Annotated in this window: 12 protein-coding genes and 1 pseudogene; 9 read left to right on the top strand and 4 right to left on the bottom strand. The window is 73.0% G+C overall.

Features of this window, described 5'->3' with window-relative positions; genetic code table 11:
• A pseudogene (locus ACFC1T_RS35125) lies at window positions 1-219 on the bottom strand (LytR family transcriptional regulator); the annotation flags it as partial.
• Between ACFC1T_RS35125 and ACFC1T_RS35120 the strand changes: the two are divergent.
• The 5 genes from ACFC1T_RS35120 to ACFC1T_RS35100 all read left to right on the top strand — a co-directional run bounded on the left by ACFC1T_RS35120 (window position 218) and on the right by ACFC1T_RS35100 (window position 6,047).
• Window positions 218-475, top strand: coding sequence for a putative leader peptide (locus tag ACFC1T_RS35120; RefSeq protein ID WP_375895894.1), 258 nt, complete (start codon window positions 218-220; stop codon window positions 473-475). The pseudogene ACFC1T_RS35125 and the gene ACFC1T_RS35120 sit on opposite strands and share 2 nt — an antisense overlap.
• 48 nt (window positions 476-523) lie before the next feature.
• Window positions 524-1,078, top strand: a complete 555-nt coding sequence (ssuE, locus tag ACFC1T_RS35115; RefSeq protein ID WP_360244294.1) for an NADPH-dependent FMN reductase — start codon at window positions 524-526, stop codon at window positions 1,076-1,078.
• A gap of 256 nt (window positions 1,079-1,334) precedes the next feature.
• Window positions 1,335-2,120, top strand: a complete 786-nt coding sequence (locus ACFC1T_RS35110) for an ABC transporter ATP-binding protein (RefSeq protein ID WP_350509632.1) — start codon at window positions 1,335-1,337, stop codon at window positions 2,118-2,120.
• An 18-nt stretch (window positions 2,121-2,138) separates the two neighbouring features.
• Window positions 2,139-4,709 carry an ABC transporter permease gene (locus ACFC1T_RS35105; RefSeq protein WP_375895891.1) on the top strand — a complete coding sequence of 857 codons (2,571 nt, stop codon included), beginning with the start codon at window positions 2,139-2,141 and terminating at the stop codon, window positions 4,707-4,709.
• 297 nt (window positions 4,710-5,006) lie between these two features.
• Window positions 5,007-6,047 carry a glycosyltransferase family 2 protein gene (locus tag ACFC1T_RS35100; RefSeq protein ID WP_375895889.1) on the top strand — a complete coding sequence of 347 codons (1,041 nt, stop codon included), beginning with the start codon at window positions 5,007-5,009 and terminating at the stop codon, window positions 6,045-6,047.
• Window positions 6,048-6,191: 144 nt separating this feature from the next.
• Here ACFC1T_RS35100 and ACFC1T_RS35095 read toward each other — a convergent pair whose 3' ends face one another.
• The 3 genes from ACFC1T_RS35095 to ACFC1T_RS35085 all read right to left on the bottom strand — a co-directional run bounded on the left by ACFC1T_RS35095 (window position 6,192) and on the right by ACFC1T_RS35085 (window position 9,915).
• Window positions 6,192-7,700, bottom strand: a complete 1,509-nt coding sequence (locus tag ACFC1T_RS35095; RefSeq protein WP_375895886.1) for an LCP family protein — start codon at window positions 7,698-7,700, stop codon at window positions 6,192-6,194.
• A gap of 149 nt (window positions 7,701-7,849) precedes the next feature.
• On the bottom strand, window positions 7,850-9,088 hold the full coding sequence (locus ACFC1T_RS35090; RefSeq protein ID WP_375895883.1) for an LCP family protein: 1,239 nt from the start codon (window positions 9,086-9,088) through the stop codon (window positions 7,850-7,852).
• A 35-nt stretch (window positions 9,089-9,123) separates the two neighbouring features.
• Entirely contained in the window at window positions 9,124-9,915 is a 792-nt protein-coding gene (locus tag ACFC1T_RS35085; protein WP_375895881.1) for a TIGR03089 family protein, read from the bottom strand.
• Between the two features lie 104 nt (window positions 9,916-10,019).
• Between ACFC1T_RS35085 and ACFC1T_RS35080 the strand changes: the two genes are divergently transcribed.
• Genes ACFC1T_RS35080 through ACFC1T_RS35065 form a run of 4 tightly spaced genes read left to right on the top strand, consistent with a single transcriptional unit; the run spans window position 10,020 to window position 12,747 of the window.
• Window positions 10,020-11,186, top strand: a complete 1,167-nt coding sequence (locus ACFC1T_RS35080) for a peptidoglycan recognition protein (protein WP_375895879.1) — start codon at window positions 10,020-10,022, stop codon at window positions 11,184-11,186.
• Entirely contained in the window at window positions 11,114-12,163 is a 1,050-nt protein-coding gene (locus ACFC1T_RS35075) for a DNA-3-methyladenine glycosylase family protein (RefSeq protein ID WP_375895876.1), read from the top strand. Before ACFC1T_RS35080 ends, ACFC1T_RS35075 begins: the two co-directional genes overlap by 73 nt.
• A 45-nt stretch (window positions 12,164-12,208) precedes the next feature.
• A complete protein-coding gene (locus tag ACFC1T_RS35070; protein ID WP_375895874.1) occupies window positions 12,209-12,481 on the top strand; it encodes a type II toxin-antitoxin system Phd/YefM family antitoxin in 273 nt (90 codons plus the stop codon).
• Window positions 12,478-12,747, top strand: coding sequence for a type II toxin-antitoxin system RelE/ParE family toxin (locus ACFC1T_RS35065; RefSeq protein ID WP_375895872.1), 270 nt, complete (start codon window positions 12,478-12,480; stop codon window positions 12,745-12,747). The genes ACFC1T_RS35070 and ACFC1T_RS35065 overlap by 4 nt, the downstream gene beginning before the upstream one ends.
• Window positions 12,748-12,752 lie beyond the last annotated feature (5 nt).

Below are 12,752 nucleotides of genomic sequence, written 5' to 3'. Positions count from 1 at the left end.
GCCCGGGCCGCCGGGGCCCGGCCGTCCGGGGCCGCCGGGGGCGCCCTGCGGCGGGACGCCGCCGAGCCGGTGCGGCGGTTCCGGCTGCCGGGGGGCGGGCGCGCCGGCCCCGCGCGGGTTGAGGGAGGCCGGCAGCGGTCGCTCGGACGCCGGGCCGCCGCCGTTGCCTCCGTAGGGGTTGCCTCCGCCGCCCGGGCGGCCCTCCTGCCACGTGTTCATGCCGTCGAGGATGCCCGACCCCGGTCCGGCTGACTCCCCCCGGGGTCCCTGCCAGGCCTCTTGTAGCAGTTTTGATGCACGTACCGGATCGTTCCGGCGTGAAATGCGCCCGTCACCCCCGTTCCGCTTGCTGAAACGTTCCTTGACCGGTTCGAACGCACCGTGTTTGCATTTCGACATGGATCAGAGTCGGGCACTCACGCGTCGGCGCCACGTCGACCTCCAGCGTGTGTCCGGTTCGCTCTGTCGTCGCTGAAGCGCGCCCGTCGAGACCCCCGACCCGCTTCCAGCCAGAGGTGAACCCATGGCCACCGTCCTGTCCGTTTCCGGCTCCCCGTCCGCGACCTCCCGCACCACCCGGCTGCTGCGCCACGTCGACGCGCGCCTGGTGGACCGCGGCCACCACGTCATCCCCTTCGAGGCCCGCAGCCTGCCCGCGCAGGCCCTGCTGTCCGGCGACTTCGACCACCCCGGGATCGTCGCCGTCACCGAGCTGTTCGCCCGCGCCGACGGCGTCGTCATCGGCACCCCCGTCTACAAGGCCGCCTACTCGGGCCTGCTCAAGGCCCTGCTGGACGTGCTCCCGCAGTACGCGCTGGCCGGCAAGGCGGTCCTGCCGCTGGCCACCGGCGGCTCGCCCGCGCACGTCCTCGCCGTGGACTACGCGCTGCGCCCGGTGCTCAGCTCGATGGGCGCCGGCCACATCACCCAGGGCTGGTTCGTGCTCGACCGCCACATCACCGCCGGGGAGGACGGCCGGACCCTCGTCGAGTGCGAGACCGACGCCCAACTCGTCCCCGTCGTGGAGGGGTTCGCCGACGCCCTGGAACGGCTGGCCGCGCCGGTGCTGACCGGCTGAGCCGCCGGCGGGCCCGACCCCGTACGGGGCGTCCCCGAGAAGGCCCGCGGCGCCCCCTAGGGGGAGGGGGCGCCGCACCCGTAGAACCTTGGTTGCAGCGCTTCATTCCGACGGAGGACGAGCCGACCGGGACCGGCTCCTAACGTGGTTCCTACATCCCCGCCCCACCGTGCGCGGCCCGATCCGATCGGGTCCGCCGGCCGACCGCGTCGGAAGGGTGGGGGTCGACGGGTGGGCCACTTCTTAGGAGACTCCAGTGACGACGGCAGCAGCCGTGTACGACCCCCAGCTTCCCGGCGGACCGTCCGCCGTCGCCGCCTCGGCCCGCCAGGTGACCAAGGCCTACGGTTCGGGCGAGACCAGGGTCACCGCGCTCGACGCGGTCGACGTGGACATCCAGCGCGGCCGCTTCACCGCGATCATGGGCCCCTCCGGCTCCGGCAAGTCGACCCTCATGCACTGCCTGGCCGGGCTGGACACGGTCACCAGCGGACAGATCCGGATCGGCGACACCGAGATCACCGGCCTCAAGGACAAGCAGCTGACCCGCCTGCGCCGGGACAAGATCGGCTTCATCTTCCAGGCGTTCAACCTGCTGCCGACCCTGAACGCGCTGGAGAACATCACGCTGCCGATGGACATCGCCGGCCGCAGACCCGACCAGGCCTGGCTGGACCAGGTGGTGGAGACCGTCGGCCTGGCCGGCCGGCTCAAGCACCGCCCCACCCAGCTCTCCGGCGGCCAGCAGCAGCGCGTCGCGGTGGCCCGCGCCCTGGCCGCCCGCCCCGAGATCATCTTCGGCGACGAGCCCACCGGGAACCTGGACTCCCGGGCCGGCGCCGAGGTGCTGACCTTCCTGCGCCGCTCGGTGGACGAACTGGGCCAGACCATGGTCATGGTCACCCACGACCCGGTCGCCGCCGGCTACGCGGACCGCGTGCTCTTCCTCGCCGACGGCGTGATCGTCGACGAGATGCACGCGCCGACCGCCGACTCCGTCCTCGAACGCATGCGCCGTTTCGACGGCAAGCGCACCAGCTGACGGCGGGACGACGAAACCATGCTGCTCAAGACCTCACTGCGGAGCTTCTTCGCCCACAAGGGCCGGATGGCGCTCTCGCTCATCGCCGTCGTGCTGTCGGTCGCCTTCGTCTCCGGCACCCTGGTGTTCTCCGACACCGCCACCAGCACCTTCTCCAAGCTGTTCGCCGCGACCGCCTCCGACGTCTCGGTCCAGCCGCCCAAGCCGGCCGACGACGAGGACCCGCAGGCCGGGGACAAGCCCGCCACCGTCCCGGCCGCGCTCGCCCAGCAGATCGCCGGGCTGCCCGGCGTGAAGACCGCCGTCGGCCAGGTGATGGTCGGCAACGCGATCCTGGTCAACCCGGCCACCGACAAGCTGGTCGGCCCGACCAGCGGCGCACCCACCCTGGTCGGCAACTGGACCGACACCCCGCGCAACGCGGTGAAGCTCACCTCCGGGCACGTCCCGCAGGACTCCGGCGAACTGGTGCTGGACGCGGACACCGCCAAGAAGGCCAAGCTGGCCGTCGGCGACCGGATCCGGGTCGACAACGCGGGCGGGCAGCACCCGTACACGATCGTCGGCATCGCCACCTTCACCACCACCAACCCCGGTGCGGCGCTGGCCTTCCTGGACACCCCGACCGCCCAGCAGGTGCTGCTCGGCGAGCAGGCCTACACCTCCGTCGAGGCCTACGGCGACGGCAGCCGCAGCGACGACCAGCTCAAGGCCGACGCCCTCGCCAAGGTCGGCGGCGGCTACCAGGTCAAGACCGCGACCGAGCAGAAGGACGAGAACACCAAGTCCATCGGCAGCGGCCTCGACTTCATGACGTACGCGATGCTCGGCTTCGCCGGGATCTCGCTGATCGTCGGCGGCTTCCTGATCATCAACACCTTCTCGATGCTGGTCGCCCAGCGCACCCGCGAGATCGGCCTGCTGCGCGCCATCGGCGGCAGCCGCGCCCAGGTGAACGGCTCGGTGCTGGTCGAGGCACTGATCCTGGGCGTGCTCGGCTCGACCCTCGGGGTGGCGGTCGGCCTCGGCGTCGCCGTCGGCCTGATCAAGCTGATGAACGCGATCGGCATGGACCTCAAGTCGAGCGACCTGGTGATCGGGCCCGACGTCTTCGTGGCCGGCTACGCGGTCGGCGTCCTGATCACCGTGATCGCCGCCTGGATCCCGGCCCGCCGGGCCAGCCGGATCGCCCCGATGGCCGCCCTGCGCGACCACGGCACCCCGGCCGAGGCCCGCTCCAACGTCGTCCGGACGATCCTCGGCGTGCTGCTCACCGGCGGCGGCGCCGGCCTGCTGGTGCTCGCCGGCACGGCGGAGAAGGCGGGCACCGGCGGGCAGCTCCTGGGCCTGGGCCTGCTGCTCACCCTGATCGGCTTCGTGGTGCTCGGCCCGCTGCTGGCCACCGTCGTCATCAAGGTGCTCGGCGCCCTGCTCCCGGCCCTGTTCGGGCCCTCCGGCAAGCTCGCCCAGCGCAACGCGATGCGCAACCCGCGCCGGACCGGTGCCACCGCCGCCGCGCTGATGATCGGGCTGGCGCTGGTGATCGGCTCCTCGGTGTTCAGCTCCTCGGCGGTGACGTCGGCGAGCGAGCAGATCGACAGGTCGGTGGGCGTGGACTACATCATCGGCGGCGGCCCGACGGGCGTCACCGGGGAGATGATCGACGCGGTGAAGCGGACCCCGGGCATCGACCACGTCACGACCCAGGAGAACTTCCAGAGCGCCAAGGTCCGGCTGTCCGGCGGACAGAGCGCCAGGACGGACCTCACGGCGGTGCCGGCCACGTTCTTCGGCACGGACTTCCACCCCACCGTCAGCTCCGGCACCGTCGACTCGATCGGCCGCGGCTCGCTCGGGATCGGCGAGAACTTCGCCAAGGACCACGGCCTCAAGGTCGGCGACCAGGTGACCGTCGACTACGGCAAGGGCCGCACCCAGACCCTGCCGGTGGGCGTGGTGTTCCAGAAGGGCGGACTGCTGGGCGACGGGACCTTCGTCGACCTGGACACCGCGACCAAGGTGGTCCCGGCCGCCGAGCAGCCTCCGGTCCGGACCTTCTTCGCCAAGGCCACCCCGGGCACCGACGTCGCCAAGACGCTCACCGCCCTGGAGGACGCGCTGCGGCAGTACCCGCAGCTGACCGTCAAGGACCAGGCCGGCTACAAGGAGCTCGTGCAGTCCCAGGTCAACACCCTGCTCTACCTGATCTACGGCCTGGTCGGCCTGTCGATCACCGTCGCGGTGCTCGGCGTGGTCAACACCCTGGCCCTCTCGGTGGTGGAGCGGACCCGCGAGATCGGCCTGCTGCGGGCGATCGGGCTCTCCCGCCGCCAGCTGCGCCGGATGATCCGCCTGGAGTCCGTGGTGATCGCCCTGTTCGGCGCCGTGCTCGGCACCGGGCTGGGCCTGGCCTGGGGCGTCACCGCCCAGCGGGTGCTGCGGGACCAGGGCCTCGGGACGCTCTCCGTCCCGACCACCACGGTCGTGGTGACGCTGGTCTCCTCGGTGGTGATCGGTCTGGTCGCCGCTCTCGTACCGGCCTTCCGGGCCGGACGGATGAACGTCCTCGCGGCCATCGCGACGGACTGACCCGGCGACGGGGGACGTCGGGTCACCCCACGGGGGAACGGGGGGAACCGGGGGGAACGGAGGGCGGGGGCCGGGTGCGCACGAGCACCCGGCCCCCGCGCCGTGCCGTCCGCCCGTCGTTCACCGGGGCCGCCGAACCCTCCCCGAACCTGCACGGTTCCCCCGCCGATTCGGGCCCGGGCGCCGGGGGCGGTACGGTGATCCCGATCACGGCACCGGTGTCGCCCTCCAGGGGTCCCGGGAGCCGCCGGACCGGGACAAGACGGATATGCGTCGACACCGGTACGGTTGGCCCCGATGAACACCAAGGCTGCTGAGGAGCTGCCGGCTGTTTCCGTGATCATGCCGGTGCTCAATGAGGAACGACACCTGCGCACGGCGGTCCGGCGCATCCTGGACCAGGATTACCCCGGACCGATGGAAGTGGTGATCGCCCTCGGTCCCTCCACCGACCGCACCGCCGAGATCGCGGCCGAGCTGGTGGCCGAGGATCCGCGGGTGCGTACGGTGGAGAACCCCACCGGCCGCACTCCCGCGGGGCTGAACGCCGCGATCCGGGGCTCGCAGTACCCGATAGTCGTACGGGTGGACGGCCACGGGCTGCTCACGCCCGGCTACATCGCCACCGCGGTCCGGCTGCTCGGCGAGATGGACGCCGCCAACGTCGGCGGCATCATGCACGCCGAGGGCGAGACCGAGTGGGAGAACGCGGTCGCGGCCGCGATGACCTCCAAGATCGGTGTCGGCAACGCGGCCTTCCACACCGGCGGCCTGGCCGGCCCGGCGGACACCGTCTACCTCGGGGTGTTCCGGCGCGAGGTGCTGGAGCGACTCGGCGGCTACAACGAGGAGTTCATCCGCGCCCAGGACTGGGAGCTGAACTACCGGATCCGCCAGGACGGCGGGCTGGTCTGGTTCACCCCGCAGTTGAAGGTGACGTACCGGCCGCGGCCGTCCGTCAAGGCGCTGGCCAAGCAGTACAAGGACTACGGCCGGTGGCGCCGGGTGGTCACCCGCTACCACCGGGGCTCGGTCAACCTGCGCTACCTGGCCCCGCCGAGCGCGCTGCTCGCGGTGCTGCTCGGCCTGGTGCTGGGCGCCGCCGTCCACCCGGCCTTCCTCGCGGTGCCCGGCGTCTACCTGCTGGGCATCCTCGGCGGCGCCGCGGTCGAGGGCCGCGGCCTGTCGTTCCGGGCCAGGGCGCTGCTGCCGGTGGCGCTCGCGACCATGCATCTGAGCTGGGGCTTCGGCTTCATCACCTCACCCCGCTCGCTGGCCCGCCGGGTGATAAGGAGCGTCGGCCCGTCCTCGAAGGACGTGCTCTCCCGGGCGCGTTGACGCCCGGACCGGCTACCGCCGGCCCGCACGGGGACAGTTGAGGACGGTGCGGCCCCGCTCGACCCGGCCGGTCCGGGGCTCCGGACCGGCCCCCGGACCGGCGAGCGGTACCGCGGGACGGACCGAACCCTCGGCCCCGGGCGGCTACTTGGCGCAGACGTCCTCGTCGTCCGCCTGCACCCGCTGGAGGTCCTTCGGGGCCTCGGTCGCCTGCTGCGCGGGAGCCGCCAGGGCGTCCTTGCCGAGGACCACCAGCAGCGGGTCCTTCGGGCCCGCCTTCGGGTTGGGCTTCACGGCGTCGGCGGGCAGCCCGAGGGCGGCGGCCAGCGCCGCGGCCTCGGCCTCCTGACCGGCTGGGTGGGACACCGTGCTGGTCGCGGCCGGGGGAGCGTCGGAGCCGACCGCGGCCTTGGCGAAGCCCTTGCCCTTGAGCTTCTCCACCGTGGGCCCGGACTGTCCGCGGGTCCCGCTGCCGTTGCGCACCGTCACCTGGACGCCCTTGGTGTCCACCGCCGGGGCGGCGCTGCTCGGCGCGGCCGGGGCCGCCGGGGCCGAGGCGTCCGGGGTCGCGGCCGGAGCGGCCGTCTCGGTCAGCGAGCGGTCGCCCGCGATCATCGAGAACACCTGTCCGGCGTCCGGCTGGTGCAGGACCAGCCGGTCCTTGTTGCTGGGGTCGTCCAGCACCGGGACGGTGGTGAAGGTGATGTTCTTGGTGTCCACCTTGCTGATGTCCTGGGCCAGGTTCTTGAGCTTGTCGACGCTGCCGATGCCGGAGTCCACGGTGAGCGCCTTGGTGGCGGCGTCCGCGAGCTGGTAGAGCTTGCCCGGGCTGGTCAGGGTGTCGTCGCTCTTGATCTTGCGGATCATCGCGCTGATGAACTGCTGCTGGAGCGGGATCCGGGTGAGGTCGCCGCCGAAGCCGACCGCGTGCCGGGTGCGGACGAAGGCCAGCGCCTCCTCGCCCTGGACGACGTGGCGGCCCTTGGACATCTTGAGGTGCGAGTCCTTGTCGTCGATGTCCTTGGCCGCGCAGACCTCCACCCCGCCGACGGCGGTGGAGAGCGTCTTCACCGCCTCGAAGTTGACCTGCACGAAGTGGTCGACCCGGATGCCGGTCAGCTTCTCCACGGTCTTCCAGGTGCAGCCCGCGTCGCGCCCGTCCTGGCCGAGGCTGTTGTTGAACATGTCCCGCGCGACGCCCGGGATCTTCTTGCCCTTGTCGTCCTGGCACTCCGGTATCGGCACCATCAGGTCGCGCGGGATGCTGACCACGGTCGCGTTGGAGCGGTCCTTGGAGACGTGGAACAGCAGGGTGGTGTCGGCGTGCCCGGTGCTGCCCGCGTCGCCGTACTCGCGGCCGAGGCCCTGGCGGCTGTCGGTGCCGATCACCAGGATGTTCAGCGCGTCCCCGGCGGCCTTGGGCCGCTCCTCCTCGTTGCCCAACTGGACCTTGACCGAGGTCAGGTTGCTGTTGAAGTGCTGGTACAGGTAGTAGGCCCCGCCGCAGCCCGCGACCATCACCAGGGCGCCCGTCCCCGCCGTCCACTTGAGCACCCGGCGGCGCCGCTGCCGCTTGGCGGCCGCGGCCAGACGCTTGGCCTCCCGCCGGCTCCCCCCGCTGAACCGACCGGTGTTCGTTTCGTCCTGCTGCACGGGGGTCCCCTACGTCCGGCCGGTCACGGAGGCCGACCCGTCGGGCGACGGGTCGATCCGGACACACTAGACGAGCCGAACGGGGGAATTGTTCCGAGTGTGATCTCAGTCATGTTTGAGCAATGAAAAAGCAAAGCCGGACGTCGAGTTCAGTGCTGGGCGCAGGCGTCCACGTCGGCGGTGCGTCCCTCGAAGGTGGGCGAGGCGCCCGCCGAGGGTGACGCCGTGGCCCCGTCGGATCCGGCTCCCGCTCCGGTGCCCGCCCCGGCTCCGGTCCCCGCGTCCGGCGAGGGCGCCGAACCGGGCGGCCGCAGGGCCAGCGGCCGGTCCGCCCGCAGCGCGTCGAACAGCTGGGCGGTCTGCGGCTGGACGAACTCGTCCCGGTCCGAGTCGTAGCGGTACGGGCGGCGCGGCGCCGTCAGGAACACCACGTCCGGGGAGGGGACGTCGCGCAGGTCCTGGGTGAGGTCGTACAGCGCGCCGAGCGAGGACAGGCCGCCGTCCGCCTTCACCGAGGAGGTGGCCGCGTCCAGCACCGGCCACAGCTTGGCCGGGTTCAGCAGCACCCCCTGCGACTGCACCTTGCGGATCAGCGAGGCCAGGAACTGCTGCTGGCGGCCCATCCGCTGGGTGTCGCTGCCGTCGCCCAGGCTCTCCCGGGCCCGGACGTAGCCGAGCGCCTGCTCGCCGTGCAGCAGCTGACGGCCGGCCGGGAGGTCGAGCTTGGCGTCCTTGTCGTGGATCGGCTGCGGCACGCACACCTCGACCCCGCCGATCGCGTCCACCATCGTCTTGAAGCCGCTGAAGTCGAGGATCACGTAGTGGTCGATCCGGATGCCGCTCAACTGCTCGACGGTGCGGATCGAGCAGGCCGGACCGCCCAGCTCGAACGCCCAGTTGAACTGCATCGTCCCCGCCTTGCTGCGGCTGCCGTCCGGCTTCTCGCAGGAGGGCACGGTGACCATCACGTCGCGCGGGACGGAGACCGCCGTCGCGTGCTTCCGGTCGGCGGCCAGGTGCAGCAGGATCGTGGTGTCCGAGCGCTGGGTCCCGGCCTCGCCGCCGTAGGAGGAGTTCGCCCCGGAGCGGTCGTCACTGCCGATCAGCAGGATGTTCTCGGCGCCCTTGGCCCCCGCGGCCCGACTCGGGCGCTCGGCCTCCAGCTTGGCGAGCAGCCGGTCGGTGGCCGAGTCCGTCCTGATGTTGCCGTCCAGCTTGCGGTAGGCGATCCAGAGCAGCACGCCGGTGGCGACCAGCAGGAACGCGACGGCGCCGGCGGTGATCATCAGCCACCGCCGGCGCCTTCGCGGCCGTCCCGGTCCGCTCGGGGGAGCGTGCTCCGGGGGAGTCTGGTCGGTCGGGGGGTGCTCGGTGTCGTCCTCGGCCATGGCAGGGATCCCTACCCGCCGGGACCGTCCCGGGGTCAGCCGAGGCGCACAGTCACCCGTTCGGATTCGGAGCGCTTCTCCCACTGCCCGGCGTCCAGGCCCTCGGAGTTGCGGCACAGCACCACCGAGGCGCCGACCGCCAGCGGGGCCAGCAGGCCGGCCTCCAGGCCCGCCCAGTCGTCGAAGGAGAGGGTGGACATCACCCGGTCCCCGGGCTTGAGGCCGATCCGCGCCGCGCCCTCCCGGGCCAGCGCGACGGTCTGCTCACCGGTCAGTTTCAGCGGCAGCCCGTCCACCGAGGTCTCCAGCGCCTGCCCGTCCGGGGCGACGGGGGAGTACGGCGCGAAGCGGTCGCCCTGGCCGGGCACCTCCGCGGCGTAGTCGAGGAAGCCGTCCGGGCGGTGCGGGAAGCGGCCGCCGAGCGGGCGCAGGGCGAGCGCGACCCGCTCGCCCCCGCAGGCCTGGGCGGCCTCCAGGCCGTCCGGACCGCTCACCACCAGGTCGGCGTCGGCCGGGTCGCCGGCCGGTACCGCGGTCACACCGACGGACCAGCAGGCCAGCAGCCAGACGGCGCTCTGCCAGTGGGCGGGCAGCAGCAGCGCGGCGCGGTCGTCCGGACCGGCGTTCAGCTCGTCCTGGAGGAGGTTGGCGGTCTTGGCGACCCAGTTGTCGAAGGTCCGGGCGGACAGCTCCACCCGTTCGCCGGTGGCGTCGTCGTAGAAAGTGACCAGCGGGGCCGCGGGATCGACCGAAGGGGTGCCGCCGCGCAGGTATGCGTGCAGCAGCTCGACGGGGGTGCGGGCATCGGCAGCGAATGGCGCAGTCATGGTGCGCCCCAGCCTACGGCCTTCGGGTGGCAGGCCGGGAGGGGCGGCCGAGCGGGCGCGGGGCGGCGTGGCGGGCGGTCCGGTTTGCGGCGACGATCCCCTTTATGCGCCTTTCCCACCAGGCCGCGCGCCTTTCCACCAAGGCCGCGCGCCTCCCCTTCCCGGCCGCGCTGCTCGCCGGCTGCACCGCCGCCCTGCTGCTCCAGCCCGCTCCCGCCGCCACCGCCGTGCCCCTTGCCCCCGGCGGCGAGCACCGTGACTTCCCCGGCGGCGGCCGGACCGTCTCGCTCCGGCTCCCCGCCGGGCACGGGCTCCCGCCGAGCACGACCGGACCCTTCGAACTCCTCGGCATCGGCTGGGACGGACCGGCGGGAGCGCTGGACGGCGGGAGCCTCCGGGTCCGCACCCGGGACGCGGCCACCGGCCGCTGGAGCGACTGGCACACCCTGGAGGCCGACACCGACGACGGCCCCGACCGCGCCCCGCACGGCGCCACCGCCCCGCTGTGGACCGGCCGCAGCGACGGCGTCGCCGTCGAGTTCCGGCCCGGCCCAGCCGGACCGCCGCCCGGACTGCGGCTCGACCTCGTCGACCCCGGCGCCGGCGCACCCGCCCCGGCCGCCACCCGGACGGTGCCCGCGGCCCCCGCCGCCGAGGACGGCCACCAGGCGCCCCGCCCGGCGATCGTCACCCGGGCCGGCTGGGGCGCCGACGAGTCCCTGCGCGACCCGGGCTCCGAGTACACCGGCCCGGTCCGCGAGGTCTTCGTCCACCACACGGCGACCGCCACCGACTACGCCTGCTCCGACGCCCCCCGGGTGATCAGGGGCATCTACCAGTACCACGTCAAGACCAGCGGCTGGCGGGACATCGGCTACAACTTCCTGGTCGACCGCTGCGGCACCGTCTACGAGGGCCGGGCCGGCGGCGTCGACCAGCCCGTCCACGGCGCCCACACCCTCGGCTTCAACACCGACTCCTCCGGCGTCGCCGCGATCGGCACCTACGTCGACGCCACCCCGCCCCAACCCCTCCTCGACGGCCTCGCCGCGATCGCCGCCTGGAAGCTCGGCCTCACCGGCCGGCCCGCCGACGGCCGCACCAGACTCACCTCCTCGTCCGACGCCAGCCGCTACCCCAAGGGCACCGTCGTCGACTTCGACGCCGTCTCCGGCCACCGCGACGCCTTCAACACCGAATGCCCCGGCAAGGCCCTCTACGCCCGGCTCCCCGAACTCCGCACAGCCGCGGCCCGACTCCGGACTCCCTAGCCGTCACCCTCCCCACGTATCGTTCAGGGCCTCAGGCACCCCAGGAGGCGACGGCAGTGACGGGCGGCGAAGCGGTACGGCACTGGCGGCCGGGCTTCCCGCTCGACCCCGTCCGCACCCTGCTGCCGCTGCGCCGGGGCCCCGCCGACCCCTCGTACCGCACCACCGGCGACGGTGCCGTCTGGCGCGCCTCCCGCACCCCGGCCGGCGTCGGCACCCTGCGGGTGCTGCCGCGCCCCGGTGCGGGCGAGGTGGAGGCGACCGGCTGGGGGCCGGGCGCCCAGTGGCTGCTCGACCGGCTGCCCACCCTGCTCGGCGCCGAGGACCACCCGGAGGCGCTGGTGCTGCCCCCCGGCCCGCTCCGGGACGCCCAGCGCCGCACCCTCGGGGTGCGGCTCACCCGGACCGGCCTGGTCCTGGAGTCCCTCGTCCCCGCGATCCTGGAACAGAAGGTCACCACCGACGAGGCCTACCGCGCCTGGCGCACCCTGCTCCGCGACTTCGGCACCCCGGCCCCGGGCCCGGCCGAGGGCATGCGGGTGGCCCCGTCGGCCCGCGATTGGGCGATGGTCCCGAGCTGGGAGTGGCACCGGGCCGGCGTCGACCCCAGACGCTCGGCCACGATCCAGCGCGCGGTCCGGCTGGCACCCCGCCTGGAAGAGGCCGCCGCCATGGCCCACGAGGAGTCCTTCGCCCGCCTGACGGCCGTCCCGGGCATCGGCACCTGGACCGCCGCCGAAACCCTCCAGCGCAGCAACGGCGACCCGGACGCGGTCTCGGTCGGCGACTTCCACCTCCCCAACCTGGTCGGCTGGGCCCTGGCCGGCCGCCCCCGCAGCGACGACACCCAGATGCTCGCCCTACTGGAGCCCTACCGCCCCCACCGCCACCGCCTCTGCCGCCTCCTCACCGCCACCACCCCCCACGCCCCCCGCTACGGCCCCAAACTCACCCCCAACGACCACCGCAACCGCTGACCGGAGAACGCCGCCCTGCGTACACGCCGTGTGTACGCTGGAAGCATGGCTGATGAACTGAACATCCGTGAGGCCCGAGCCCACCTCGCCGAGGTGCTGAGCCGGGCCGAGGCCGGTGAGATCACCGTCATCACCCGCAAGGGCGAGCGTGTCGGCGCGGTCGTGCCGATCGAGATCCTCGATGCCATAGAGGACGCGGAGGACGAGCTCCTCGCCCGTGAGGCGGAGAAACACCGGAACGAACCCACGGTGAGCATGGCCGAACTTCTGGCAGACCTTTTCGGAGAGCCGCCGAGCAGTGCCGGGAGCGCCGCGTGAAGTACGCGTTCCGCTTCACCGCGAGCGCTCGGCGGCAACTGCGCGACATCAGCCAGGTCGATGCCATGCAGATCCTCGCCGCGCTCACCAGACTCGGGGACGACCCGTACGCCGACGGCCCGGACGTGAAGAAGCTGACCGGACACACGGGTCTCTACCGGCTCCAGGTCGGCATGTACCGGGTGGCGTACGAGATCCACGACGACGTGCTGGTGATCGTCGTCGTGAAGGTGGGCAACCGCCGCGAGATCTACCGGGGCCTCTGAGAGAT

The organism is Kitasatospora sp. NPDC056076 (genome assembly GCF_042266305.1).
In the GTDB taxonomy this organism is placed as follows: domain Bacteria; phylum Actinomycetota; class Actinomycetes; order Streptomycetales; family Streptomycetaceae; genus Kitasatospora.
This window is presented reverse-complemented; position numbering and strand designations above follow the sequence as displayed.

Coding starts and splice junctions, on each gene's coding strand:
- ssuE (WP_360244294.1), top strand. CDS start 524: ATGGCCACCGTCCTGTCCGTTTCCGGCTCCCCGTCCGCGACCTCCCGC.
- ACFC1T_RS35075 (WP_375895876.1), top strand. CDS start 11,114: ATGCCCCGGCAAGGCCCTCTACGCCCGGCTCCCCGAACTCCGCACAGC.
- ACFC1T_RS35070 (WP_375895874.1), top strand. CDS start 12,209: ATGGCTGATGAACTGAACATCCGTGAGGCCCGAGCCCACCTCGCCGAG.
- ACFC1T_RS35100 (WP_375895889.1), top strand. CDS start 5,007: ATGAACACCAAGGCTGCTGAGGAGCTGCCGGCTGTTTCCGTGATCATG.
- ACFC1T_RS35085 (WP_375895881.1), bottom strand. CDS start 9,915: ATGACTGCGCCATTCGCTGCCGATGCCCGCACCCCCGTCGAGCTGCTG.
- ACFC1T_RS35105 (WP_375895891.1), top strand. CDS start 2,139: ATGCTGCTCAAGACCTCACTGCGGAGCTTCTTCGCCCACAAGGGCCGG.
- ACFC1T_RS35090 (WP_375895883.1), bottom strand. CDS start 9,088: ATGGCCGAGGACGACACCGAGCACCCCCCGACCGACCAGACTCCCCCG.
- ACFC1T_RS35080 (WP_375895879.1), top strand. CDS start 10,020: ATGCGCCTTTCCCACCAGGCCGCGCGCCTTTCCACCAAGGCCGCGCGC.
- ACFC1T_RS35120 (WP_375895894.1), top strand. CDS start 218: ATGCCGTCGAGGATGCCCGACCCCGGTCCGGCTGACTCCCCCCGGGGT.